The 24,165-nt window shown below is 70.3% G+C and carries 23 protein-coding genes, 1 tRNA gene and 2 pseudogenes; 17 read left to right on the forward strand and 9 right to left on the reverse strand.

Translation table 11 applies throughout. The features are described from left to right. The first annotated feature begins 166 nt into the window (after window positions 1-166). The 3 genes from IE198_RS21550 (at window position 167) to IE198_RS21560 (ending at window position 3,351) form a co-directional block, all read left to right on the forward strand. The gene (locus IE198_RS21550) at window positions 167-1,099 is read left to right on the forward strand and encodes an ROK family protein (protein WP_189889069.1); all 933 of its coding nucleotides are present in this window, start codon (window positions 167-169) and stop codon (window positions 1,097-1,099) included. Next, window positions 1,099-2,298 carry an N-acetylglucosamine-6-phosphate deacetylase gene (gene nagA, locus IE198_RS21555; RefSeq protein WP_229834193.1) on the forward strand — a complete coding sequence of 400 codons (1,200 nt, stop codon included), beginning with the start codon at window positions 1,099-1,101 and terminating at the stop codon, window positions 2,296-2,298. Before IE198_RS21550 ends, nagA begins: the two co-directional genes overlap by 1 nt. Before the next feature lie 117 nt (window positions 2,299-2,415). Then, window positions 2,416-3,351 (forward strand): 1-phosphofructokinase family hexose kinase, encoded by a 936-nt coding sequence (locus tag IE198_RS21560; protein WP_189889071.1) that lies wholly within the window; start codon window positions 2,416-2,418, stop codon window positions 3,349-3,351. An 89-nt stretch (window positions 3,352-3,440) separates the two neighbouring features. Here the strand turns inward: IE198_RS21560 and IE198_RS21565 are convergent, their stop codons facing one another. Continuing rightward, window positions 3,441-4,427: a carbohydrate-binding protein gene (locus IE198_RS21565; protein ID WP_189889073.1), complete on the reverse strand. Its 987-nt coding sequence runs from the start codon at window positions 4,425-4,427 to the stop codon at window positions 3,441-3,443. Between the two features lie 174 nt (window positions 4,428-4,601). Continuing rightward, window positions 4,602-6,239, reverse strand: a complete 1,638-nt coding sequence (gene cdgB, locus IE198_RS21570) for a diguanylate cyclase CdgB (protein WP_189889075.1) — start codon at window positions 6,237-6,239, stop codon at window positions 4,602-4,604. Window positions 6,240-6,622: 383 nt separating this feature from the next. Here cdgB and IE198_RS21575 point away from each other — a divergent pair, with 383 nt between their 5' ends. Beyond that, window positions 6,623-7,123: a flavin reductase family protein gene (locus IE198_RS21575; protein WP_189889077.1), complete on the forward strand. Its 501-nt coding sequence runs from the start codon at window positions 6,623-6,625 to the stop codon at window positions 7,121-7,123. 147 nt (window positions 7,124-7,270) lie between these two features. On the opposite strand, the gene arfB is transcribed toward IE198_RS21575, so the two are convergent. Continuing rightward, on the reverse strand, window positions 7,271-7,705 hold the full coding sequence (arfB, locus tag IE198_RS21580) for an alternative ribosome rescue aminoacyl-tRNA hydrolase ArfB (RefSeq protein ID WP_189889289.1): 435 nt from the start codon (window positions 7,703-7,705) through the stop codon (window positions 7,271-7,273). A gap of 138 nt (window positions 7,706-7,843) precedes the next feature. On the opposite strand from arfB, the gene IE198_RS21585 reads away from it, so the two are divergent. After that, window positions 7,844-8,419, forward strand: coding sequence for a TerD family protein (locus IE198_RS21585; protein WP_189889079.1), 576 nt, complete (start codon window positions 7,844-7,846; stop codon window positions 8,417-8,419). 99 nt (window positions 8,420-8,518) lie between these two features. On the opposite strand, the gene IE198_RS21590 is transcribed toward IE198_RS21585, so the two are convergent. Beyond that, window positions 8,519-9,928: a M1 family metallopeptidase gene (locus IE198_RS21590; protein WP_189889081.1), complete on the reverse strand. Its 1,410-nt coding sequence runs from the start codon at window positions 9,926-9,928 to the stop codon at window positions 8,519-8,521. Between IE198_RS21590 and IE198_RS21595 the strand changes: the two genes are divergently transcribed. Both IE198_RS21595 and IE198_RS21600 read left to right on the forward strand, forming a co-directional pair. Then, the gene (locus IE198_RS21595) at window positions 9,917-10,498 is read left to right on the forward strand and encodes a LuxR C-terminal-related transcriptional regulator (RefSeq protein ID WP_229834194.1); all 582 of its coding nucleotides are present in this window, start codon (window positions 9,917-9,919) and stop codon (window positions 10,496-10,498) included. The genes IE198_RS21590 and IE198_RS21595 overlap by 12 nt on opposite strands. 86 nt (window positions 10,499-10,584) lie before the next feature. Beyond that, on the forward strand, window positions 10,585-11,085 hold the full coding sequence (locus IE198_RS21600) for a hypothetical protein (protein WP_189889083.1): 501 nt from the start codon (window positions 10,585-10,587) through the stop codon (window positions 11,083-11,085). 27 nt (window positions 11,086-11,112) lie between these two features. Here IE198_RS21600 and IE198_RS21605 read toward each other — a convergent pair whose 3' ends face one another. Then, window positions 11,113-11,781: a pentapeptide repeat-containing protein gene (locus IE198_RS21605; RefSeq protein ID WP_189889085.1), complete on the reverse strand. Its 669-nt coding sequence runs from the start codon at window positions 11,779-11,781 to the stop codon at window positions 11,113-11,115. Window positions 11,782-11,900: 119 nt separating this feature from the next. Here IE198_RS21605 and IE198_RS21610 point away from each other — a divergent pair, with 119 nt between their 5' ends. After that, a complete protein-coding gene (locus IE198_RS21610) occupies window positions 11,901-13,112 on the forward strand; it encodes an FAD-dependent oxidoreductase (RefSeq protein ID WP_189889087.1) in 1,212 nt (403 codons plus the stop codon). Window positions 13,113-13,157: 45 nt separating this feature from the next. After that, entirely contained in the window at window positions 13,158-14,153 is a 996-nt protein-coding gene (locus IE198_RS21615; protein ID WP_189889089.1) for a zinc-binding dehydrogenase, read from the forward strand. An 11-nt stretch (window positions 14,154-14,164) separates the two neighbouring features. Here the strand turns inward: IE198_RS21615 and IE198_RS21620 are convergent, their stop codons facing one another. Together IE198_RS21620 and IE198_RS21625 are read right to left on the reverse strand one after the other, a co-directional pair. Next, window positions 14,165-14,635, reverse strand: coding sequence for a GNAT family N-acetyltransferase (locus tag IE198_RS21620; RefSeq protein WP_189889091.1), 471 nt, complete (start codon window positions 14,633-14,635; stop codon window positions 14,165-14,167). Window positions 14,636-14,659: 24 nt separating this feature from the next. Continuing rightward, a pseudogene (locus IE198_RS21625) lies at window positions 14,660-15,201 on the reverse strand (aminoglycoside phosphotransferase family protein). Between the two features lie 105 nt (window positions 15,202-15,306). Here IE198_RS21625 and IE198_RS21630 point away from each other — a divergent pair. Both IE198_RS21630 and IE198_RS21635 read left to right on the forward strand, forming a co-directional pair. Continuing rightward, window positions 15,307-16,698 (forward strand): NAD(P)/FAD-dependent oxidoreductase, encoded by a 1,392-nt coding sequence (locus IE198_RS21630; RefSeq protein WP_189889093.1) that lies wholly within the window; start codon window positions 15,307-15,309, stop codon window positions 16,696-16,698. A 279-nt stretch (window positions 16,699-16,977) separates the two neighbouring features. Continuing rightward, entirely contained in the window at window positions 16,978-17,511 is a 534-nt protein-coding gene (locus tag IE198_RS21635; RefSeq protein ID WP_189889095.1) for an NUDIX hydrolase, read from the forward strand. Here the strand turns inward: IE198_RS21635 and IE198_RS21640 are convergent. After that, complete coding sequence (locus tag IE198_RS21640) at window positions 17,489-18,832, reverse strand: NsdA family TPR-like regulatory protein (RefSeq protein WP_189889097.1); 1,344 nt, start codon at window positions 18,830-18,832, stop codon at window positions 17,489-17,491. The genes IE198_RS21635 and IE198_RS21640 overlap by 23 nt on opposite strands. 125 nt (window positions 18,833-18,957) lie before the next feature. On the opposite strand from IE198_RS21640, the gene IE198_RS21645 reads away from it, so the two are divergent. The 5 genes and pseudogenes from IE198_RS21645 to IE198_RS21660 all read left to right on the forward strand — a co-directional run. Then, a complete protein-coding gene (locus IE198_RS21645; protein WP_189889099.1) occupies window positions 18,958-19,188 on the forward strand; it encodes a hypothetical protein in 231 nt (76 codons plus the stop codon). A 251-nt stretch (window positions 19,189-19,439) separates the two neighbouring features. Beyond that, the gene (locus IE198_RS21650) at window positions 19,440-19,883 is read left to right on the forward strand and encodes a glycine-rich domain-containing protein (RefSeq protein WP_189889101.1); all 444 of its coding nucleotides are present in this window, start codon (window positions 19,440-19,442) and stop codon (window positions 19,881-19,883) included. A 71-nt stretch (window positions 19,884-19,954) separates the two neighbouring features. Next, on the forward strand, window positions 19,955-20,791 hold the full coding sequence (locus IE198_RS21655) for a protein kinase family protein (protein WP_189889103.1): 837 nt from the start codon (window positions 19,955-19,957) through the stop codon (window positions 20,789-20,791). Window positions 20,792-20,991: 200 nt separating this feature from the next. After that, entirely contained in the window at window positions 20,992-21,138 is a 147-nt protein-coding gene (locus tag IE198_RS35440; RefSeq protein WP_229834195.1) for a hypothetical protein, read from the forward strand. Between the two features lie 1,108 nt (window positions 21,139-22,246). Next, window positions 22,247-22,608: pseudogene (locus IE198_RS21660) on the forward strand (tyrosine-type recombinase/integrase); the annotation flags it as partial. Between the two features lie 74 nt (window positions 22,609-22,682). Here IE198_RS21660 and IE198_RS21665 read toward each other — a convergent pair. Beyond that, window positions 22,683-22,759: transfer RNA gene (locus IE198_RS21665), tRNA-Thr, on the reverse strand. A gap of 178 nt (window positions 22,760-22,937) precedes the next feature. Here IE198_RS21665 and IE198_RS21670 point away from each other — a divergent pair. Then, window positions 22,938-24,065, forward strand: coding sequence for an ABC transporter ATP-binding protein (locus IE198_RS21670; RefSeq protein ID WP_189889105.1), 1,128 nt, complete (start codon window positions 22,938-22,940; stop codon window positions 24,063-24,065). Window positions 24,066-24,165: the final 100 nt, after the last annotated feature.

Consider the following 24,165-nt stretch of genomic DNA (forward strand, 5'->3'; position numbering starts at 1 on the left):
CGCCACCGGGGTCGAAGAGCGTGCCGCCGGGAAGCGGAGCGCCGGGGCCGCGGCTCGGCGGGTCAGCGGCTCGGCGGGTCAGCGCCGCTCTGCGGTTTGTATGGCATGGCAACAATCTCGCACAGTGGACTAGACCTATTCTGGGTTCACCCGCCAAACTGGTCCCGTGAGACACGTCATCGCCCTCGATGTGGGCGGCACCGGTATGAAGGCCGCCCTGGTCGGGGTGGACGGGACGCTCCTGCACGAGGCGCGGCGGGCCACCGCGCGGGAGCGCGGGGCCGACGCCGTCGTTGAGTCCATCCTCGGTTTCGCCGAGGATCTCCGCGCCCACGGGCAGAAGCACCTCGGCACGGCCGCGGAGGCCGCCGGCGTCGCCGTGCCCGGCATCGTCGACGCCGAGCACGGCATCGCCGTCTACGCCGCCAACCTCGGCTGGCGCGACGTCCCGATGCGGGAGCTGCTGAGCCGAAGGCTCGACGGGGCTCCCGTGGCCCTCGGGCACGACGTCCGCACCGGCGGCCTCGCCGAGGGCCGCATCGGGGCGGGCCGGGGCGCCGACCGGTTCCTGTTCGTGCCGCTCGGCACCGGCATCGCCGGCGCGATCGGCATCGCCGGCACCATCGAGGCCGGCGCGCACGGCTGCGCCGGCGAGATCGGCCACATCGTCGTGCGCCCCGGCGGCCCCGCCTGCGGCTGCGGGCAGCGCGGCTGCCTGGAGACGCTCGCCTCCGCCGCCGCCGTAACCCGCGCCTGGGCGGCCGCGAGCGGCGACCATGCCGCCGATGCCGCCGACTGCGCCAAGGCCGTCGAGGCCGGCGACAAAACAGCGACGACGGTGTGGCAGGAGGCCGTCGACGCGCTCGCCGACGGCCTCGTCACGGCGCTCACCCTCCTGGACCCCGGCACACTGATCATCGGTGGCGGCCTGGCCGAGGCCGGGGAAACCTTGTTCACACCCCTTCGGGCGGCCGTGGAGGAACGCGTCACTTTCCAGAAGCTGCCCACGATCGTCCCGGCGGCCCTCGGGGACACCGCCGGATGCCTGGGCGCAGGGCTGCTCGCCTGGGATCTACTCGCCACGGAGGTAACCGCCTGATGGCCGCCAGCGCCGCTCGCGCCACGAGCACGGTCCACGCCAGGAGCCCGCACCACCCGTCGAGCACCGTTCTGGCCGGTGCCCGCGTGGTGCTGCCGACCGGGACCGTCGAAGGCGGACGTCTCGTGGTCGAGGGCACGAAGATCGTCAAGGAGGCCCCGGCCGGCGCGGCCGTGCACGACCTGTCCGGCCACTGGGTCGTCCCCGGCTTCGTCGACATCCACAACCACGGCGGCGGCGGGGCGTCCTTCACCTCCGGCACCGCGGAGGACGTCCTGCGGGGCGTGATGACCCACCGGCGGCACGGCACGACCACCCTCGTCGCCTCCACCGTCACCGGAGACATGGACTTCCTCGCCCACCGGGCCGGTTTCCTCTCCGAGCTGGTCGAGCAGGGCGACCTCGCAGGCATCCACTTCGAGGGTCCGTTCATCTCCCCGTGCCGCAAGGGCGCCCACAGCGAGGAGCTGCTGCGCGACCCGGACCCGGCCGAGGTCCGCAAGCTGATCGGCGCCGCCCGCGGCACCGCAAGGATGGTCACCCTCGCCACCGAACTGCCCGGCGGCATCGACTCCGTACGGCTGCTCGCCGAGCACGGCGTGATCGCCGCGATCGGCCACACGGACGCGACGTACGAGCAGACCCGCGAGGCGATCGACGCCGGTGCCACGGTGGCCACCCACCTGTTCAACGCCATGCCCGCGCTCGGCCACCGGGCCCCCGGTCCGATCGCGGCGCTGCTCGAGGACGAGCGGGTCACCGTCGAGCTGATCAACGACGGGACGCATCTGCACCCCGCCGCGCTGGAGCTCGCCTTCCGCAGCGCGGGCGCCGGCCGGGTCGCCTTCATCACGGACGCCATGGACGCGGCCGGGTTCGGCGACGGTCGCTACCAGCTCGGCCCGCTCGAGGTCGAGGTCGAGGACGGCGTCGCCCGGCTGGTCGAGGGCGGCTCGATCGCGGGCTCGACGCTCACCCTGGACACGGCCTTCAAGCGCGCCGTCACGGTCGACCGCATCCCGGTCGAGGAGGTCGTCGCCGCCATCTCCGCCAACCCGGCGAAGCTGCTCGGCGTCCACGACAAGGTCGGTTCCCTGGAGTCCGGCAAGGAGGCCGACCTCGTGGTCCTCGACTCCGACTTCACGCTCAAGGGCGTGATGCGGCGCGGCGAATGGGTCGTTCGTCCCCGAACGGGCTGATGACGCGGCACCTCGCGGCAGGCGGACGGACACCGGGTATTGGGCCAACCGTCGTCCGTTTGGCATGATCAGGACCCGTACGAGCACGGCAGAGGCGTTCTTCGGGGGTGTGCAGGGGTGATCCTCACGGTCACGCTCAACGCCGCCCTCGACATCACCTACAAGGTCGCCGCCCTCACCCCGCACGCCACCCATCGCGTCGGCGAGGTCGTCGAACGCCCCGGCGGCAAGGGCATCAACGTCGCCCGGGTGCTCACGGCACTCGGCCACGAGAGCGTCGTCACCGGTTTCGCGGGCGGTCCCACCGGGGCCGTGCTGCGCGAGATGCTCGCTCCACTGGCGCCGCACGACGCGCTCGTCGAGGTCGCCGGCAACACCCGCCGCACCGTCGCCGTCGCGGACGACGCGACCGGCGACACCACCCAGCTCAACGAGCCGGGCCCGACGGTCACCCCCGGCGAATGGACCGCCTTCCTCTCCTCGTACGACTCCCTCCTGCGCGACGCGGAGGCCGTCGCACTGTGCGGCAGCCTGCCGCCCGGGATCCACGTCGGGGCGTACGCCGAGCTGGTGCGCCGGGCGCGCGCCGCCGACGTGCCGGTGCTCCTGGACACCGGCGGCGAACCGCTGCGCCGCGGAATCGCCGCCCGCCCCGACCTCATCAAGCCGAACGCGGACGAACTCGCCCGGCTCACCGGCTCCCGTGAACCGCTGCGCGCCACCCGCGACGCCCGCCGCCGCGGCGCGCACGCGGTCGTGGCCTCCCTCGGCCCCGAGGGTCTGCTCGCGGCCACCCCGGACGGCACCTGGCAGGCGGAGCCGCCGGAGCCGGTGAAGGGCAACCCGACGGGGGCGGGCGACTCGGCGGTCGCGGGTCTGCTGTCCGGAACGGTCACGGGGCTCTCCTGGCCCGAGCGTCTGTCACGGGCGGTGGCCCTCTCCGCGGCGACCGTCCTGGCCCCGGCGGCGGGTGAGTTCGACGCCCTGGCGTACGAGGAGCTCCTGCCGCGCGTCACGGTCGTCGAGCACACGACGGGCACGCCCGGGAAGTGACACCCCGAGCCGCCCCGTAAAAAGCCGCGTCCCGGCTCGCGCGGGGCGCAGGCCGGGACGGTGAGGTTCGAGGAGGCGCTGAGCGCGGCTCAGCCCTTGGCCTGGCCGGCCTCCAGCCACACCTGGTCGAGATACGCCTCGCACTGGTTCCCCTGCTCGCAGGAGATCTTGAGGTCGTTCTTGCCCTTCTCGAGGTTCACGTAGGCGTAGGTGTTGGTCCAGCCCTTCTCCCAGTCCCCCTCCTCGGCCTTCGCGAAGTTCGCCATGTTGATCTCGCGGGGCTGGCCGCCGTTGATCGTCAGCGTGGTCTTCGCGTCCTTGCCGGGCACGCCGTACGTGATGTACATCGTGTACGCGCCGGCTTCCGGCACGTCGACCGACCAGGCGGCGGAGCCGCCGACACCGTTGAACCTCACATACGCGCCGTCGGCGCCCTTCGCGCCGGGCACGTCCTTGGCGAGGTCCGCGGGCGGTCCCAGGGTCAGCGTCGCCGCGTCCTGCTTGGGGAGCTCGACGGGCTCGTCCGGCTTCTCGGACGGCTCCCCGCTCGGCTCGACCGACTCCGCCGCGGACGGTGTGCTCCCGCCCGCGTTCCCGCCTGTCTCGTTCTTCTCATCGCCGCTGGTCATCAGCGCTGCGGCGATACCGATCACGACGACCGCGACGACCGCGATCGCGCCGATCAGCAGACCCTTGGTGTTGGGGCCGCCGCTGCGGCCGCCGCCGTGACCGCCGTGCCCGTTCCCGCCCTGGGGCGGGACCGGGACCTGGCGCGTCTGGGCGGTGCCGCCCTGGTACGTCTCGGGCGCCGCGTACGCGGCCGTCGACTGCTGGCCGTAGCCGGACTGCTGGCCGTACGCCTGCTGGTGCGGGACCTGCTGGCCGTACTGGCGCTCGCCGACTGTCCGGACCTGGTTGTACGAGGTGCGGGGGACCCCGGGCTGTGCGGCCGGACCCGGGTAGCCGTAGCCGCCCTGGCGGGGGGGTGTGGCGCCCGTCTGCTGCCCGTCGGCGTACAGATAGCCGAACGGGTCGTCGTCCTCGGGCGTGCTCGCGCCGTTGTTCGCGGCCGTCATCCCAGTCACTCCTCACCTCTCGCCAGCACAACGCTGACGCGAGGCGAGCCTACCCGGTTCCGTACACCCCATTGGGTGTCACGGGCCTCATCCTGCCCGACAACCCGGTCACCGGGCCGGGCACAGCCCCGGTGTGATACGTCACCGTTTGCCGGGGACGTTCTCCCGTCACCGTCAGCCGGCCCGGCGGTGGACCTTCGAGCGGGACCGCTTCTCGATGTACATCCGTTGGTCCGCCGACTGCAGTACCTCCTCGACGGACATCCCGCAGCTCGCCCAGCCGATGCCGAAGCTGGCTCCTACCCGGACACCGCGGCCGCCGACCCGGATCGGCAGGATGATCGCGTTCCGCAGGCGTACGGCCAGGTCGGCGGCGTCCGCCGCGCCGAGGCCGTCGGCGAGGACCACGAACTCGTCGCCACCGAGCCTGGCGACCGTGTCGCCGTCCCGCACGCCGGTGGTGAGGCGGCGCGCGACCTCGACGAGGACGGCGTCCCCGGTCTGGTGCCCGAACCGGTCGTTGATCGACTTGAAGCCGTCCAGGTCGCAGAAGAGGACCGCGAGCCCCTTGGTGCCGTCGTCGATCTCGCCGTCCGGCGCGACGGTGTGCACATGGTGGTCGTACGGCCGGGTGCCGACCGTGTCGAAGTCGAACCCGTCGCCGTGGAAGGTGCGATCGCTGTCGTACGCGGCATCGAGCGCCTCGATGTCGCTCGCGTACGCCGCGTGCGGCCGCTCGCACAGCCGGGAGCTGAGCCGGGCGCGCAGCTCGGCACTGTTGGGCAAGCCGGTGAGGGCGTCGTGCGAGGCGCGGTGCGCGAGCTGGAGCTCGTGGCGCTTGCGGTCCTCGATGTCCTCGACGTGGGTGAGCAGGAAACGCGGCCCGTCTGCGGTGTCGGCGACGACCGAGTTCCGCAGGGACACCCATACATAGGAGCCGTCCCTGCGGCCCAGCCTGATCTCGGCGCGTCCGCCCTCGGCGGAGGTCCGCAGCAGCGTGCCCACGTCCTCGGGGTGGACGAGGTCGGCGAAGGAGTAGCGGCGCATCGCGGAGGCGGGGCGGCCCAGCAACCGGCACAGGGCGTCGTTGGTCCGCAGCAGCCGGCCGTGCTGGTCACCGCCCATCTCGGCGATGGCCATGCCGCTGGGCGCGTACTCGAAGGCCTGGCGGAAGGACTCCTCGCTGGCCCGAAGTGCCTGCTGCTCGCGTTCGAGGCGGACCAGGGCGCGCTGCATGTTGGCGCGAAGTCGTGCATTGCTGATGGCGATCGCCGCCTGCGAGGCGTACATCTGCAGCGCCTCCTGGCCCCACGGGCCGGGGCGGCGGCCGTTGCGCGGGCGGTCCACGGAGATCACGCCGAGCAGTTCGCGCCCGCCGCCGGACGCGTACATCGGGGCGTAGAGACGGTCCTGCGGATGCCACTCGTCCTCGAAGCGCGGCTCTGGGCCGTCGGTGTGCCACTGGGGCACGTCGTCCTCGATGAGCACCCAGCCCTCGGTGTGCGGGATGAAGCGCAGGTCGCCCCAGGTCTCGCCCATGGACAGCCGGCGGTCCCAGGAGGCCCGGGAGCCGACCCGGCCGGTGATCAGAGCCTCTGCGGCCGCGCTGCCGGCGAAAGCGGCGACGACGAGGTCACCGTCGGGGCGGACGAGATTGACACAGGCCAGCTCGTAGCCCAGTCCGGCGACGATTCCGTCGGCAACGGTCTGCAGGGTGTCGGCCAGGCTGCGGGCCGTGTTGAGGTCCGCGACGACCCGGTGCAGCTGCCGCAGGGTCGCAAGACGGACATAGGGCTCCGACTCGGTCTCCATCGCTCGCTCTCCCCGAGACCTCGACAGCAAACTCCAGGGCGTCTGATTGGCGTACTTGTAGCGGTATCCCGGCCACTGAATCACAGCGAGCAGCCCGCCCGGTACACAGGGTCAACAAATACCGTCCTCTGTGACTCAAGTCACATCAGATGATGAAGGGTCAGATGCGGCCGGTCGCCCCAACCTTCACTTCCTTGGAGTCATTTATTGAACGCAAAACCATTGGTCCGTACCCATGGTTACCCACGCTCGTGGGGCTGTGGTCCTAGGACCCGGCTGGTCCCGGGGGCCGATGCGGAGGCGGAACGGCCGACATTAGCGTTCCTTGGGTGTTGCAGACGACCCCCGCCCCGACCGCTTCCGTCATCCCCCATCCTGAGGGGGTGAGCAACGAGGAATTCCGTGCCGCCATGTCCCGGCTGGCCGCAGGCGTGGTTCTGGTCACCGCGCACGACGCCGACCACGGGCCGCGCGGCGAGGACGTGGGGATGACGGCGACGGCGTTCATGTCCGTCTCGCTCGATCCGCCACTGGTCCTCGTCAGCCTCCGAGTCGGCTCACGCATGGACGACCTGCTCGCCGAACAGCCCGTGTGGGGGGTTTCCCTGCTCACCGAGAGCCAGCGGCAGATCGCCGGGCGCTTCGCGATGAAGGGTCGGGTCAGCGACCGCCTGCTCTTCGAGGACCTGCCCCACGAGCGGGGCGAGGTGTGCGGCTCACCGCTGGTCGCGGGCGCGCTCGCGACGCTGGAGTGCCGCACGCAGCAACGAATGGAGGCCGGCGACCACACGCTGGTGATCGGCCATGTGCTGAAGGTGGGCCTCGCCGATCAGGTGGCGGGGCCGCTGACGTACTTCCGTGGGCGGTACCGGCACTTGGGGTGAGGTGCGGGTCGCGGCGCCGACGGGACGGGGGCGCGGGCGCCGCGTGCGGGGTGCACCGGCGGGCGCGCCGGGCAAGGCAGGGCAGGGCACGGGCGGTATCGCGGGCGCGCACGGGCAGGGGACGCCGGCGGGCGCGGGAGCGGGTCGCTACCAGTCGCGGCCCGCGCGGCCGCGCTTCGTCTCCGCGCGCTGCTTCTTCTCCCGCAGCCGACGCTCGTTGATGCCCCGTGGGATCTTCGTCGCCCGGCGCGGCTTCGGCGGCGGGGCGGTCGCCTCGGCCAGCAGCGACGCCAGCCGCACCGCGGCCGTCTCGCGGTTGCGCCACTGGGAGCGGTGCTCCGAAGCGCGTACGGCGATCACGCCACCCACCAGTCGGCCCGCGAGCCGCTCCAGCGCGCGGTCCTTCCAGACCTGCGGCAGCGCCTCCGTCCTCGCGAGGTCGAAACGGAGCTCCACCTGCGAATCGCTGGTGTTGACGTGCTGGCCGCCGGGACCGGAGGACCGGGAGAAACGCCACATGAGCTCCGCCTCCGGCAGGGAGACGGAACCGCGGATGATGTAGGGCCCGGACATGACATCCATGGTCCCGTGCGCGAGGGAGTCCGTCACCCTCTTTTCGGCGCGCGTGGAACCTGACGGTCCTCTGCCCGCGTTATGACCTGTGACGGTAGCTTCGGGAGGACCCGTAGCCCGCAGAACCGAAACGAAGGGGACTTCCCAATGGCAGTAAGCCTGTCCAAGGGCGGCAACGTCTCGCTCACCAAGGAGGCACCGGGCCTGACCGCCGTCACGGTCGGCCTCGGCTGGGACGTCCGCACCACCACCGGCACGGACTTCGACCTCGACGCCTCCGCGATCGGTGTGAACCCCGCGGGCAAGGTCACCTCCGACGCCCACTTCGTGTTCTTCAACAACAAGTCGACGCCGGACCAGACCATCGTCCACACGGGCGACAACCGCACCGGCGAGGGCGGCGGGGACGACGAGCAGATCAACGTCAACCTGGCGGGCCTCCCGGCCGATGTCGACAAGATCGTCTTCCCGGTCTCGATCTACGACGCCGTCACCCGCAGCCAGAACTTCGGCCAGGTGCGGAACGCCTACATCCGCATCATCAACCAGGCCGGCGGCGCCGAGATCGCCCGCTACGACCTCAGCGAGGACGCGGCCGTCGAGACCGCCATGGTCTTCGGCGAGCTCTACCGCAACGGCGCGGAGTGGAAGTTCCGGGCCGTCGGCCAGGGTTACGCCTCCGGCCTCGAGGGCATCGCCCGCGACTTCGGCGTCAACCTCTGACACAGCCTCATCGAGCGGGGTCCCGGCTCCGGCCGGGGCCCCGCCGCGTCACGGGCCGCCACCGCTCACGGCCTCCTGTCGCGCAAGGCCGCCCGCCGCTCACGGCCGCGGCGGCTTCCTGGCCCCGTACAGCCACACGGCCCACAGGGCGGCCAGGTCCTGGCCCGACTTCTCCTCCACATAGGCGGTGAAGTCCCCCGTGGAGGCGTTGGCGTGACGGTACTTCGCCGCCCAGCCGCGCACGATCGCCGAGAACACCTCGTCACCGACCGCCAGACGGACCTTGTGCAGCACCATCGCGCCCCGCCCGTAGACCGGGGCCCCGAAGAGGTGCTCGGCCTTCGGAGGCGCGGCGGGCGCGAACTCCCAGTTCTCCTCGTCGGCGAAGGCCTCCCCGAAGCTCTCGTGCACCGGGACGCCGCCGGACTCCTCCCGCCACATCCACTCCGCGTAGGTCGCGAAGCCCTCACTGAGCCAGATGTCCCGCCAGGACGCGGGCGTGACCGAGTTGCCGAACCACTGGTGGGCCACCTCGTGCACGAGGGTCGTCTCATCGAACCGGTCGAGCGGGAAGACCGGCCTGGTCTGGGTCTCCAGCGCGTAGCCGATCTCCCCGGCGGGCACCACGATCGCGCCCGCGGAGGAGAACGGGTACGGACCGAACCTCTCCGTTCCCCACTCGACGATCCGCGGGATCTCGCCGAGCAGCCGCGAACTCTCCTTCGCCACCGCCGGATCGACGGCCGTCACGACCGGCAGCCCGGCCGCCGTGCGGGTGGTCGCCGTACGGAACTCCCCTACGCCCAGGGTGACCAGATAGCTCGCCATCGGCTCGGCGGAGCGCCAGGCGAAGGCGGTCCGGCCGCCGCGGGCACGTTCACCGGCCGGCTCCCCGTTGGACACGGCCGCATGACCGTCGGGCACGGTGACGGTGATGTCGTAGGCGGCCTTGTCCGCCGGGTGGTGGTTGCCCGGGAACCACACCGTCGAACCGAGGGGTTCGCCGACCGCGAGCGCGCCGCCGTCCGGTGCGCGCAGCCAGCCCTCCTTCGAACCGTCGGCGTCGGTGACCGTCTGCGGGACCCCCGAGTAGCGGATGACGGCACGGAACCGAGCGCCCTTGTCGATGTCCCGGCGCGGACGCACCGTCAATTCCGTGCCGGCCCTGTTGGCGGCGGCCTCCGCACCGTCGACCGTGGTGCTCTCCACCGTCATCCCGCGCAGGTCCAGATGGAAGGCGCTCAGGTCCTGCGTGGCGCGTGCGGTGATCTCCGCAGTGCCTTCGAGGCGGCCCGTGCGGGGGTCGTAGTCGAGGTCCAGCCGGTAGTGCCGTACGTCGTATCCGCCGTTGCCGAGCCGCGGGAAGTACGGGTCGCGCAGCCCTGCGGCACCCGGTGTCCCCTGCACGCCCGCACCGGCGCCCGCACAGGCCGTGGCGGTCGCGGCGGTGGCGACCAGCAGCAGCGCGAGAGCGGCAGAGCAGCTACGGGGGCGGGCTTGCAGGTCCACGCGACGATCCTAGGCAGGCCTTCCCCGGTCACCCGAGCACTCGGACACGGCGCCGGCTCAGCGGCCGAGCGCGGCGACGCCCGCCTGGGCGAACTTCTCGCGGACGTCGTCCTGATGGACCTCCAGCTGGGCGCGGGCATCGACGGCGTCGAGGCCACCCGCCGTATCGCCTCGCCCGACGTCCATGTGCTGGTCCTGACCACGTACGACACCGACGCCGGCATCACCCGCGCCATCGAGGCGGCCGCGGCCGGCTACCTCCTCAAGGCCGAACGGCCCGAGGAACTGTTCGCGGCGATCCGCGCGGCGGCGCAGGGCCGCACCGCGCTCTCCGCACCCGTCGCCGGCCGCGTCATGGACCGTATGCGCGGCACGGCGGGCCCGTCGCTGACCGACCGCGACATCCTCGGTCAGCTGGCCCGCGGACTGGGCAACCGCGAAATCGCCCGCGCCCTGTTCATCAGCGAGGCGACCGTGAAGACGCACCTGGGACGCATCTACGCCAAGCTCGGGGTCGACACCCGCGCCGGGGCGGTCGCGGTGGCGAAGGAACAGCGGCTGCTGCCCTGAGCCGACATCCCCGGCCGGCTGCTCCGGACTGACCGCCGTCACCCGGTCGTACAGCAGGCGCCGCCGGGCATGACACCATCGGGCACGTGCTCGACATCGGCTACTCCCTCTCGCGCCGCTTCCCCGACCCGCCACAGACCGACTACCGGCGCGTGGACGTCCAGGCGCTGCGCCACGACCTCTTCTGCGGCGACGTCTACCTCGCCGACACCGAGCAGGACCGGGAGGTGTCCACAGCCTGGGGATGGGTGCCGGTGCTCGACTTCGCCTGGGCCCTGTGCGACATCGTCGAGCAGCTCGACCGCGACCCCCTCGGCAACCGTCGGTCCAGGCCCCAGCACGCCGAGCTCGACTTCACCGAGTCCAGCGACCGGATGCTCTTCGAGCGCCGCTTCGGCTGGGTCGACGTCGAAGCGGACTGGATGCCCGCCGATGAGCCTCCCCTCACCTTCAATCACGCCGAACTCCGCTGCGAGGCCCGTGACTTCCTGCACGACCTGATCGCCGACCTCACCGACATGCACGAAGGCCTCGGCGACAACCCGGTGATCTGGGACCTCCAGGCCCGTTTTCCCCGCACCCCGTGAAGCCCTTCCCCGGCCCCGGCGCCCTCGTCATTCCACACGGAGCCCGATCTGCGCCGCGAACACCGGTGCCAGATCGAACAGTTGTGCAGAGCTGATCACCGCACCCGCCAAGCGCTCCACCCCGCGGGCGATGTCCAGCTCCGTCGCACCCCGCAGGTCCACGTCCTTCATCCGCACCGCCGTGAAGTCCGCCTGCCGCAGCGCACAGTCCCTGAACTCCACCCGGTCCAGCCGCGCACCCCCGAAATCCGCCTCCGACAGCACACAGCCGTCGAACACCACATCCGTCAGTCTCGCCTCCCGAAGATTCAGACAGTCGATCTTCCCGCCCTGCACCAGCACCCCCGTCAGCACCGCCCCGTGCAACTGCACCCCGCCCAGCCGCGCCTCCCGCACCTCCGCATCGCGCAGCGAAGCCCCCGCGAGATCCGCCCCCACTCCACGGACGCCCTCCAGCACGCAGTCCACGAAACGCGCGCCGCCCAGCCGCGTCCCGTCCAGCTCGCACTCCCGCAGCGCGCAGTCGATGAACCGCGCCCCCGCCCCCTCCTGGCCGCCGAGGTCCAGCCGCTCGAACGCCACCCCGTCGTAGTCCCCGTCCGGCTGCAGAGCGCCGCCCGCGAACGTCTCCAGCCGCGGCAGCCGCACCTGTGTCACCCTCGCCGCCACCACTGCGGGCCTCCGTGCCTTCGCCATGAGCCCACAGTGACATGCACCACTGACAACGCCCTCCCGCCCGCCCGATGTCACGCTCCGCCGCCCCCGACCCGTCCCAGCCGTAGGAGCGAGTCGAGCGACCAGGGGAGAGAGACACCATGCTGAAGATCACCGTCATCGGCGGCGGCTTCGCCGGCCTCGCCGCGGCCATCACCGCCGCCGAGTGCGGTGCCCGTGTGTCCCTGTACGAGGCCCACCACACCCTCGGTGGACGCGCCCGCACCAGCGAGGGCCCCTACAGGACCAACGACGGCCCCCACGCCCTCTACAACCGCGGCCCCCACTGGACCTGGCTCAAGCAGCGCGGGCTCCTCGGCCCCCTCGCGCCCCTGCCGCTCCTCGAAGGCGCACGCCTGCGTTTCCGCCGTGACGGCGCGCTCCACCGGACCCCGCCGCTCGGCGTGCTGCGGCTCGCGCGCCGCCCCGCGGAAGCCGCTCCCGTGGACACCGACTTCCTCACCTGGGCCACCACCGCCGTCGGCGAGAAGGCCGCACGGGCCGCCGCCCACTACGTGGCAGGGACCCTCTTCCACCACGACCCCGGCTCGCTGTCCGCCGCGTTCGTCCAGGAACGCCTCCGCCGAGCCACCCACCTCCCGTCCGAGGCCCACCACCCCCGCGGCGGCTGGGGCCAGGTCGCCGAGCGCATGGCCGCCCGCGCCTGGGACCTCGGCGTACGCATCGAGACCACGTCCCGCGTCGACGCCCTGCCCGAAGGCCACGGACCCGTCATCGTCGCAACCACCCTCGACGCCGCCCGCCGCCTCCTCGGCGACGACACCCTGTACTGGACCAGCGGCCGCACCACCCTGATCGACCTGGCACTGAGCACCCGGCGTGGCGACCCGTGCGCCGTCCGGGATCTCGACGCCCCCGGCTGGCTGACTGCGGCACGCCCGGACGGAGTCCGGGGGAGGTTCACCGCCAAGGACCTGACGCCCGCCCCCGCCGGGCAGCAACTCCTCCAAGGACAACTCCCGATCGGCCCCGACCGGTCCAAGTCCGACGGCACCGCCCGCGCGGAAGCCCTGCTCGACCTGGGATTCCCCGGCTGGCGGGACCGGACCGTCTGGCGGCGGGACGGGCTCGCGAACGGCCGCACCGGCGCCGTCGACCTGCCCGGCACCACCTGGCGCGACCGCCCCGCCATCGACCGCGGCGACGGCATATACCTTGCCGGGGACCAGGTCGCGGCCCCCGGCCTGCTCTCGGAGGTGTCGTTCAACAGCGCGCTCGAAGCGGCCTCACTGGCACTGCGGGGCAGCCGGCGCCGGGCCTTGGGCAACCACCTTGACCTCAAGCGTGCTTGAGGTTGAAGAGTGGGCCCCACGACCCGATCACGAGGGAGCCCACCCATGCACGCCGTCCGCCTGCACGCCTTCGGCCCGGCCGAGAACCTCACCTACGAGAACGTCGACGACCCCGTACCGGGCCCCGGCCAGGTGCGGATAGCCGTCGCCGCCGCCGGCGTCCACCTCCTGGACACCGCACTGCGTGAAGGCGCGGCTGGCCCCTTCGGCGCCCCCGCCGAGCTGCCCACCGTTCCCGGCCGCGAGGTCGCCGGCACCGTCGAGTCCCTCGGCGAAGACACCGATCCGGCCTGGCTCGGCAAACGCGTCGTCGCCCACCTCGGCATGGCGCCCGGCGGCTACGCCGAACTCGCCGTGACCGACGTCGGCAGACTCCACGAGATCCCCGGCAACCTCGATCCGAGCGGGGCCGTCGCCATGATCGGCACCGGCCGCACCGCCCTGGGCATCCTTCAGTACACCGACCTCGGCCCCGGCGACCTCGTGATCGTCCCCGCCGCCGCGGGCGGCATCGGCACCCTGATCGTCCAGTACGCCAGGAACGCCGGCGCCACCGTCATCGGCCTCGCGGGCGGCCCCGCCAAGACGGCCCACGTCCGCGACAACGGCGCCGACCTCGCCGTCGACTACAAGCAGCCCGGCTGGGCGGACACCGTACGCGACCGCCTCGGCGACCGGCGGGCCACCGTGGTCTACGACTCGGTCGGCGGCGCCGCCGGCCGGGCCTGCGTCGACCTCCTCGGCAAAGGCGGCCGGCACATCGTCTTCGGCTGGTCCAGCCAGGGCATCCTCTCCGACAGCCCCCTCACCCTCACCGACGAAGAGCTCACGGAGCGCGGCATCACCTCGGAGAGCGTGCTCGGCCCCGCCATGCTCGAGAAAGCCGGCGGCCTGCGCGCGCTCGAGACCCGCGCCCTCACCGAAGCCGCCACCGGCAGGCTCCGCCCCGCCGTCCAGCGCCACGCACTCGCCGACGCCGCCGGCGCACACCGCGCCCTGGAGACCCGCGGCACCATCGGCAAGGTCGTACTGATCCCCTGAAGACCCCGGGATCAGGAACCGAGGTCCTTCAGCGCCCCGTCGGTCAGCCGGTACACCGACCACTCGTCCTGCGGCCGCGCGCCCAGCGACCGGTAGAAGTCGATCGACGGGGTGTTCCAGTTCAGCACCGACCACTCCAGCCGCTCATATCCCCGAGCCACACAGATCCGGGCCAGCTCCGTCAGCAGCGCCCTGCCGTGCCCACCGCCCCGCAACTGCGGCCGCACATACAGATCTTCCAGATAGATCCCGTGCACACCCCGCCACGTCGAGAAGTTCAGGAACCAGAGCGCGAAACCGGCGACCTGGCCGTCCTCCGCCTCCGCGATGTGCGCGAACGCGGCGGGCCGCTCTGCGAACAGCGCCTCGTGCAACTGCTCCTCGGTGGCCTTCGCCTCGTGCAGGGCCTTCTCGTAGTCCGCGAGCTCCCGGACCATCTCGTGGATCACGGGCACATCGGCGGGCGTGGCAGTACGAATCATGGCGACAGCCTGCCCTTTCGGCTCCTACCGCGCCAGCAGTGTCCGAGCGATGAGCACCTGTACCCCGCCCAGCTCCTCCTCCCCGTCCTCCGCCTTCCACAGCCCGTTCTGCAGCACCCGCCCCAGCGTCCAGGCCCGCGCCCGCTCCCGGTCCACACCCAGCACCTCGGTCATGAGATCGAACCGCCACAGCACCTCGTCCTCGTCGAAGCGGTTCCACAGCGCGGGCACAGCTCGAACCCCGGGTCCCCCACGAGCAGCTTGGGGTCGATCACCAGCCACGGCTCCCGTTCGGCAGCGAGGACGTTGTCGAAGTGCAGGTCCCAGTGCAGCAGCCGGTCCCTGGCTCGCCCGCCACCTCGCGCACCGCCGCCACGCAGGCCCGCAGCAGCCGCCGGCGTCCCGTCCGCGCGCGCCACCGGCAGCACCAGCGACACCTGCCCGTACATCGAAGGACCCTCGATCCGCAGACCCCACCGGTCCAGGAACTCCGCCGTCCGCCCGGGAATCTTCTCCAGGAAGGCCCGCGAGGACTGCTCGCCGTACGACAACAGCGACGCGACCAGTTCCTCAGGTCTCGATCACCTCGCGATCGTATGTCGCCAAACCCGGGCCCGAGCAGTACATTCCCGCCAGACGCAGGCGACCACCGGCAGGGAACGGCACCCCACATGAGCACCGTCAACGGCGGCATTTCGTTCTGGTACGCACAGGACGGGGCCCCCGCGCCCCGCGAACCCCTCCCCGGCGACACCACCGCCGACATCTGCATCGTCGGCGGCGGATACACCGGCCTGTGGACCGCGTACTACCTCAAGAAGGCCGTTCCCTTCCTCAACATCACCGTCCTCGAAGCGAAGTTCTGCGGCTACGGCGCCTCGGGACGCAACGGCGGCTGGCTCTACAACGGCATCGCCGGACGCGGCCGCTACGCCCGTCTGCACGGCCACGACGCCGCCGTACGCCTCCAACACGCCATGAACGACACCGTCGACGAGGTCATCCGCGTCGCCGGCGACGAGAAGATCGACGCCGACATCCACAAGGGCGGCGTCCTCGAGGTCGCCCACACCCCCGCCCAGCTCCAGCGCCTCAGGGACTTCCACTCCGTCGAGATCGCCTTCGGCGAGAAGGACCGCGTCCTGCTCGGCGCCCGCGAAACCGCCGAACGCATCCGCGTCAGCGGCGCCGTCGCATCCACCTGGACCCCGCACGGCGCCCGGCTGCACCCCATGAAACTGGTCAAGGGCCTCGCCGCCGCCGTCGAAGCGCTCGGCGTCACCGTCCATGAATCGACGCCCGTCACCGAGATCCGGCCCAAGCACGCCGTGACCCCCTACGGCACCGTCCGCGCCCCCTACATCCTGCGCTGCACAGAAGGCTTCACCGCGTCCCTCAAGGGCCAGCACCGCACCTGGCTCCCGATGAACTCCTCCATGATCGTCACGGAGCCGCTCCCGGAGCACATCTGGAGCGAGATCGGCTGGTCCGGCCGCGAAACCCTCGGCGACATGGCCCACGCCTACATGTACGCCCAGCGCACCGCCGACGACCGCATCGCCATCGGCGGCCGCGGCGTCCCGTACCGCTACGGCTCGAAGACGGACAACGACGGCCGCACCCGGCCCGCCACCGTGGACGCCCTGCGCGACATCCTGATCCGCTTCTTCCCCCAGCTGGCCGGCGCCCGCATCGCCCACGCCTGGTCCGGCGTCCTCGGCGTGCCCCGTGACTGGTGCGCCACCACCACCCTCGACCGCTCCACCGGCCTCGGCTGGGCCGGCGGCTACGTCGGCTCCGGCGTCGCCACCTCCAACCTCGCCGCCCGCACCCTGCGCGACCTGATCCAGCGGGACTCCGGACAATCCGGCCCGACCGACCTCACCGCCCTGCCCTGGGTCAACCACAAGGTCCGCAAATGGGAACCGGAACCCCTGCGCTGGCTCGGCGTCCAGACCCTCTACGCCGCCTACCGCAAGGCCGACCACCACGAGTCCACCACCCACACCCCCACGACGGACCGCCTCGCCACCCTGGCCGACAAGATCTCCGGCCGCCACTGATGCGATCCGACACCCCCGCGCCGATCACCGCCTGCTGGCTGCACTGGCTCGCGCTTCCCACCGGCGACGTGTGAATAAGGCTACGTACTCCGTGCCAGGCGGGGCCGGCTGAGCTTATGGGTAGTCAACTCCCGAGTCTCACCAACCGGTGCGCAGGAGCGGGGGGGTTGCCATCGTCTCGACGGGCAGGTAATCGTCAGTGTGACGTGAATCCGTGGAACCATCCCTCAGGGCGCCGCGTTCTGGGATGCTTGGGGTTCACCGAGAGGGGCGGCAGTCATGCAGTGGAAGATCCACGGGGAACGTCCGATCTACGAGAACCCATGGGTGAACGTGTGGCTGACCGATGTGGAGCAACCAGACGGACGTCGGTGGGAGTACCACGTCGTCAAGCTGCGTCACTTGGCTGTGGCGGCTGTGATCAACGACCGACAAGAGATCTTGATGATGTGGCGGCACCGATTCATCACGGATGCATGGGCCTGGGAGCTGCCCATGGGACTGGTGGAGGTTGGGGAGACTGCTGCTGAGGCTGCCACTCGTGAAGTGCTGGAGGAGACGGGCTGGCGTCCAGGGCCCATGAAGCAGCTGATCTACGCCGAGCCGGCCAACGGCATCACAGATTCGCAGCACCACGTGTTTCGAGCTGACGGTGCCACGTACGTGGGTCCGCCGACGGAGAAGAACGAGTCAGACCGCATCGAGTGGATCCCGATCGCGAACATCCGAGGCATGATCGACCGCCGTGAGATCGTCAGCAGTGGATCTCTCGTGGGCCTGCTGTACGTGCTCATGGATGAGGCGATCCGCTGACTCGTGCGGGGAGGATTTCCCGGAGACGGGACTCGAAGACTACGGCTACGGGCTCTCGCCGGTGGGGTGCCAGTTCGTCGTAGAACTCGCGTAGGTGTCCGGCCACCCGCTCGGACGCCACCGATGATGCGGGTTCCAGTGCCTCCGTTGCGGTCTGGCATGCCTGGTCGAGTTTGCCGAGCTTCAGCTGGGTGCGGGCGAGCCAGAAGGCATGGAACGCCCGCCCGCGGTGGTTCGCGCTGTTCTCCCTGTGCAATGCGTCGGCAATCAGAGGTTCAGCGGTCGCGACTTCGCCGAGGCGGCCATGAGCAATGCCGGTGTCGACGATGAGCTTGGGTTCGTCGAAGTAAGTGACCCACGCCGGATCGGGGTCATTGGGCTGGATCTGCTCGAACTGTCGGTGCGCCTCACCGATGGCCTCGTGGGTGGCGGTCCGACTACCCAGTGAGGCATGGGCGAACGCTTCCCGCAGCGACAGCATCGACAGAACGCGCGGCGTAGTGCCGGCGGCAGCGCGCGCCTCGTCCTGCGCCGCAGCAACGAACGCCAACGCGTCCCCCGGCTTGTCCTCATAGGTGGCTTGCAAGCTCATGCAGGCCAGCACGTTGGCCATGAACTCGCGGTCGTCGACTTCCTTTGCGAAGTGCAGAGCTTCCTTGAAGTACGCGCGGGCCTGGCTGTACTGGCGTGCGTCGAAGTGTGTCCATCCGGTAAGACGCGCCAGCTCGGCCGCAACTCCGTAGAGGCCCTGTCGGATGGGGGCCGGTCGGCTCTCCTTCAGCAGACCGACGACGTACCGGAGCTGGCCGACTACGGCGGGCCTGAGGGCTTCACCGCCGTGCTGGTCGTCCCGTCGCCAATAGTCCTCGATCGAGCAACGGAGCGCTTGCAGTGTCGACGGGTTGGGGTTCGTTCGTGCGGTCAGGGCAAGGATGCTGTCCACTTCGGCGCTGGGTACGGCGGCGGGCGCCATGGGCTCGGGGGCTACGATCCTGGGCGGCTTCCGTTCTTCCGCCGCCAGAACCGCAGGCGTCTCCCAGGACCGTCGGGCAAGGCCGAGCATGTGGCCAGGGATGCGCAAGCCGTCCGCGATGCGCTCGATCACGTCCATGTGCTGTAACTGGCGTCGCCCGGCCATGACTTCGCCGACACGGCTGGGAGTCAGGTCGCATCGCCTGGCGATCATCGACGGGTAGATGCCCGCATGCGCCTTCACCAGCGAGAAGACCCTCGTGAAGTTCCTGAGCCGACACGCCTTGATCATCTCGGGATTCGTAAGCAGGCCGGCAGGCAACTCCTGCGGGCGGGACGCCTCGGGCATCGGGCAAGCTCCCACACATGAGGGCTACTCATCGTCGCTCGTTCTCTACTTCTCGTGATGTTACCCAAGTTGGGTAATCAGCCGGACCTTTTGGCACCGGCCCCCGGCTCGCGATCCTCCTGTGCATGGCGAGCAACCAGCAGACCAAACCAGGCATCGGCGAACTGGCCAAGGACACGGCCACCGGACGTATCGGCATCGTCATGGGCACGATCGGCGGACATGTTCAGATGCAGCCGGTCCGTGGCGGCCTCGAGTGGGACGCCATGCCCGACAAGGTCGCGGCATTCAGGGCGCGGAAAGAACTGAGCGCTCGACTGGCTGTCAGGAATGGCAACCGTCGGGCCGGGCTGTGATGCGCGTCATCGGCAGGTACGCCGGGGTCCTGTTCATCATCTGCATCAGCGGCTCGTGCGGCCTGGTGCTCGGCATGGCCCTCGGCACCAGCAAGTAGACCGGCCGCCCCGGACGGGCGCCATTTCCACGGCTCCCTGTCCCCGTCCGGAGCCGGCCACCCAATCCCGCTCCCCGGTCGTCTATGAGACCAGCTCGACGGCCAGGGGGAGGGAGATAAGCCACGCACCGCCTCACACAAGGAGATGTACGCATGACCGCAACGGCGAACGATCAGAAGACCGGCCGCGCGCTGGCCGGCGAGGAACTGTTCGAAAGCCTCGCCCACTTCGTGGTCGTCCACGACGGACAGACACCCGAGCGCGCCGAGCGGATCGCGGACCAGGCCGTGGCCTTCCTGGTCACCGCAGCCACCGCCACCGTGCCCATGGTCCCGTCCGACGACGTGGATCTCGGGCTCCACGCGCTCATCCTGCACACAAAGGAGTACGCAGGGCTCTGCGACAAGTACGCGGGCCGCTTCCTGCACCACAACCCGAAGCCCGGCGGGGGAGCACGTGACCCGAAGCTGGTCGCCGCGTCGGCACACGCGATGAAGGCCGCTGGATTCAGCGTCTTCGACGACCTGTGGACCGTGAACGGCGAGAACCTGGCGCAGTGCGACTCGGACTGCGGCCGACCGTACGGTCAGGCATAGCCCTCGGCAACAGCGCGCGGCCGGCCTCTGCTCGGGGTCGGCCGCCGCGCCCGTGAAAGGAGAGAACGACCATGTCCGGCCTGACTCCAGAACTGCCGATCGTGGTGCTCGACGCGCTCATGCCCACGTCTCAGCGTCTCGTGCTGAACCGCCGCGGATCCTCGGTCTGGGACGTGGAAGGCGATCGCGGCCGGTACGCGGTGAAGCTCGGGTATCCGATCGATGCCACGCCTGAGTGGCCGGGCCAGCCGTGGACGGCACTCGCGCCCGCGCGCGAGGGCGCGGTTCTCCATCGCCTCGGTGCGGATGACATCGCGTACGGGGAGTGGGAGCGCGGGACGTGGAACATCCAGCCGTGGCATGAGGGCCCGGACCTCTACCGACTGTGGGAGCCGTGCCGTGCGGAGGGCTCGTCCGTCGAACCGCACACGAGTGTGGCCCTGGGGTGCGTTGAAGCCCTGGCCGAACTGCATGCGGCGGGCTGGGTTCACGGAGATGTGCAACCGGCTCACTTCATCGTCGGGCCAGAGCGAACGCATCTCATCGACCTCGCGCTGGCGCGTGGACGGCACATCCCTGAGGGATTCGACTTCCCGTTCCGGGGCTGTCTCGTCCACTACGAGGCGCCGGAGATCGCACGCAGTGTGCTCGCCACCGGAGAGGCGGAGCCGACGCAGGCCGCTGACATCTACGCCCTCGGTGCGTCGCTACTGATCTCTGCCACCGGTTGGCGGGCGGTCGAGTATCCCGACGACGCGCCGCGCCCGGTGCAGCGGCAGGCCATCGCGGACGGAAGACGTCGGACCGTGACAGTGCCTGGGGAGCTGGGCGGCTTGATCGAGGCAATGCTCAGCCCCGTGCCTGAGGAGCGGCCAACCATCTACGAGGTGGGGAAGGCCCTGAGCTGAGCGTCCCCGCCGCCATCGGCTGACGCCGCTCGCACGGCACCCGGGGCTTTCGCCTGCGCGGAATCAGTGCGATAGACAGAGGGTGGGCCGGGGCTGGGAACGGGCTCTGTTCGCTGGGGTCGGCCTGGTGCTGCTGGCCGGGTTACTTCCTGGGCCGGCTGTCCGCCTTCGCGGTTTTGCGGGCTGAGCGGGGGGCCGCCTTGATCCGCGTGACCATGGACATCTACACCTTCGTGCGGCTGGACTCCCAGCGGTCCGCCTTCGACCGCGTCGGGGATGCGCTGAGGGGTGACGGCAACGGGGCGGACGATGACGACGGCACGGCCGGTGTCCTCGTAGCCGTCTGATCGGTCCGACGGCCGCCCTCGGAAAAGGTTGCCGTCAACCACTGCCGTCACGACATACGACAGAGGCCCTCAGGATCTCTCCTGAGGGCCTCTCGACTGCTGTGCACTCGGCACGATTCGAACCTGCAACCTTCTGATCCGTAGCTCTGGGCCGGATCGGTCAGCACGGTCATACCGGCCGCTACGAGACCCCGGAGGGACGCTACCGGACGGGGCGGTTGCTGGGTTTGCGGTACGGCGCTGCTGTACTCAGGCCCGGACCGCGGTTATCAGTGCCGCCAGGGCGCCGATCAGAGCTGCGGCAGCGGTTACGCCTCCCAGCCACAGGGTGGCCCGCCCGTGGTTGTTGTCATTACGCTCTCCACCGGGAGGGCTGTCGGGATGCGTCACGCTGATCCTCCACTTGATGCAGGCCCCTACGTCAGTTGCCACTGCCGAGACCTCGTCAGGTAAGCCCCGTCCCGGTCGGCCGAGACAGGGGGCGGGGCTTCTGTCCGGGCAGGAACGTAGCAGTAGCCTGACCTGCATCTTTGCCAACCCGCCTGATTCCAGCTGTCGTTGAGGACCCAGGCGGTGCATACTCCTGTGACGGCAACATCCGTCATGGGACACCTCTAGCTTTGTCATATGACAGAGGAATATGCCCGAAGCCTTAAGCGGCAAGACGGTCAATACGGGCAATGTATGAAAAGGCGACTCTGCCGCTTTGGCGGGATCTCGCCCATGCGCGTACCGAAAATCTAGGTCGGTGGAGTCTCAACGACCGAGTCAAGCCGCCAGCGATCTTGAAAACCGTCGTGGCGCGAGTCACCGTGGGTTTGGTCGGGGCCGTTCTCATGTGCGTTGCCTGTCAGTGGCCGTTGCTCCCTGCTCTTTCCCGACTGAGCGGGCACGGGAAGGGCACAGGCATTACCGAGTGACGACCGACCAGCCACCAGGCCGCAGAACCACATCGACGCCACGGGCATACCGATCCGGCTCATCGACTGATACGCGCACCCGCCACCGCTGGGGGCCTCCGAGGTACTTGACGAAGCGGCTCTCTCCCAAGACATCGCCGGAGTTGTCTGGGCCTGCACCCGCACGATCACGTGGGTGTCATAGGCTGCCACTGCGCTGGCACCGGATGAGGCAGATGACGGCGTACGCGGCGGCCGGGATCGACTGGACCACCGCGGGCTACGTCTTCGCTGCCAGGACCGGTCGGCCGATCGAGCCGCCGAACGTGCACCGGTCCTTCGTCCGCGTCGGTGAAGCGGCCGGTCTCCGGCTCGTCCGGCTGCACGACGCCCGCCACCGGCTGCGCAACCTTACACACGGCCGCCGGGGTCGCGGCCCCGCGTCGTGATGGAGATCCTCGGCCCCAGTCAGATCGGCCTCACCACGGACGTCTACACGCACATGGTGCAGGACACACAGCGGAAGGCGATCAGCCACATGGACCGGCTGCTCAAGGGGCGGCCCGGCCGCGAGGGACCGCCGCCGTCGATGTCAGACGTGGATGTCAAAGGCCCCCAGCCTGATCAGCTGGGGACCTTTCGCGCTGGAGCCCCCTGTCGGGTTCGAACCGACGACCCCCGCTTTACAAGAGCGGTGCTCTGGCCAGCTGAGCTAAGGAGGCAGCCAGAGCAGTGTAACCAACCGCCGGGCCTCCATGGTCGACAAATTTCGTGGCCCGTGAACTACTGACAGACGCCACATGGCCGGGTAGCGTCACGGCAAGTCCACACCGTTGGACTGGACCACTCCCTTACTCGGATCGTCCGGCACGTTCCTGCCGGTGAAGGAGACGCTTCAGCATGGCTACTGTCACGTTCGACAAGGCCACCCGGATCTACCCGGGTGCCGACAAGCCCGCCGTCGACCAGCTCGAGATCGAGACCGAGGACGGCGAGTTCCTCGTACTCGTCGGACCGTCCGGCTGCGGCAAGTCGACCTCCCTGCGCATGCTCGCGGGTCTCGAGGACGTCAACGGCGGATCCATCCGGATCGGCAACCGCGATGTCACGCACCTGCCGCCCAAGGACCGGGACATCGCCATGGTGTTCCAGAACTACGCGCTCTACCCGCACATGACCGTCGCCGACAACATGGGCTTCGCGCTCAAGATCGCCGGCGTCAACAAGAGCGAGATCCGCAAGAAGGTCGAGGAGGCCGCGAAGATCCTCGACCTGAGCGAGTACCTGGACCGCAAGCCGAAGGCGCTCTCCGGCGGCCAGCGGCAGCGAGTCGCCATGGGCCGTGCCATCGTGCGTGAGCCGCAGGTCTTCCTCATGGACGAGCCGCTGTCGAACCTCGACGCCAAGCTCCGTGTGTCGACGCGTACGCAGATCGCGAGCCTGCAGCGCCGGCTCGGCATCACGACCGTGTACGTCACGCACGACCAGGTCGAGGCCATGACCATGGGCGACCGGGTCGCCGTGCTGAAGGACGGCCTGCTGCAGCAGGTCGACTCGCCGCGCAACATGTACGACCGTCCGGCCAATCTCTTCGTCGCCGGCTTCATCGGCTCCCCGGCCATGAACCTGGTCGAGGTACCGATCACCGACGGTGGTGTGAAGTTCGGCAACAGCGTCGTCCCGGTCTCCCGTGAGGCGCTGTCCGCCGCCGCCGACAAGGGCGACACGACCGTCACGGTCGGTGTCCGCCCCGAGCACTTCGACGTCGTCGAGCACGGCGCCGGCGACACCAAGACGCTCTCCAAGGACGCCCCGGCCGGCCTCGCCGTGTCGGTGAACGTCGTCGAGGAACTCGGCGCCGACGGTTACGTGTACGGCTCCGCCCAGGTCGGCGGGCAGCACAAGGACCTCGTCGTCCGTGTCGGCGGCCGCGACGTCCCGGCCAAGGGCAGCGAGCTGCACGTCGTGCCGCGGTCGGGCGAGATCCACGTCTTCTCGACGTCGACGGGCGAGCGCCTCAGCGACTGAGGCCCCCAGCGGTCCGAGCGCCGGGCTCCGCACTTCGGTGCGGAGCCCGGCTCTTCGGTTAAGTGGACAAATACCCCTACACACAGGGCATTTGGGTCAA

The sequence above is a fragment of the Streptomyces xantholiticus genome (genome assembly GCF_014651015.1).
Taxonomy (GTDB): domain Bacteria; phylum Actinomycetota; class Actinomycetes; order Streptomycetales; family Streptomycetaceae; genus Streptomyces; species Streptomyces xantholiticus.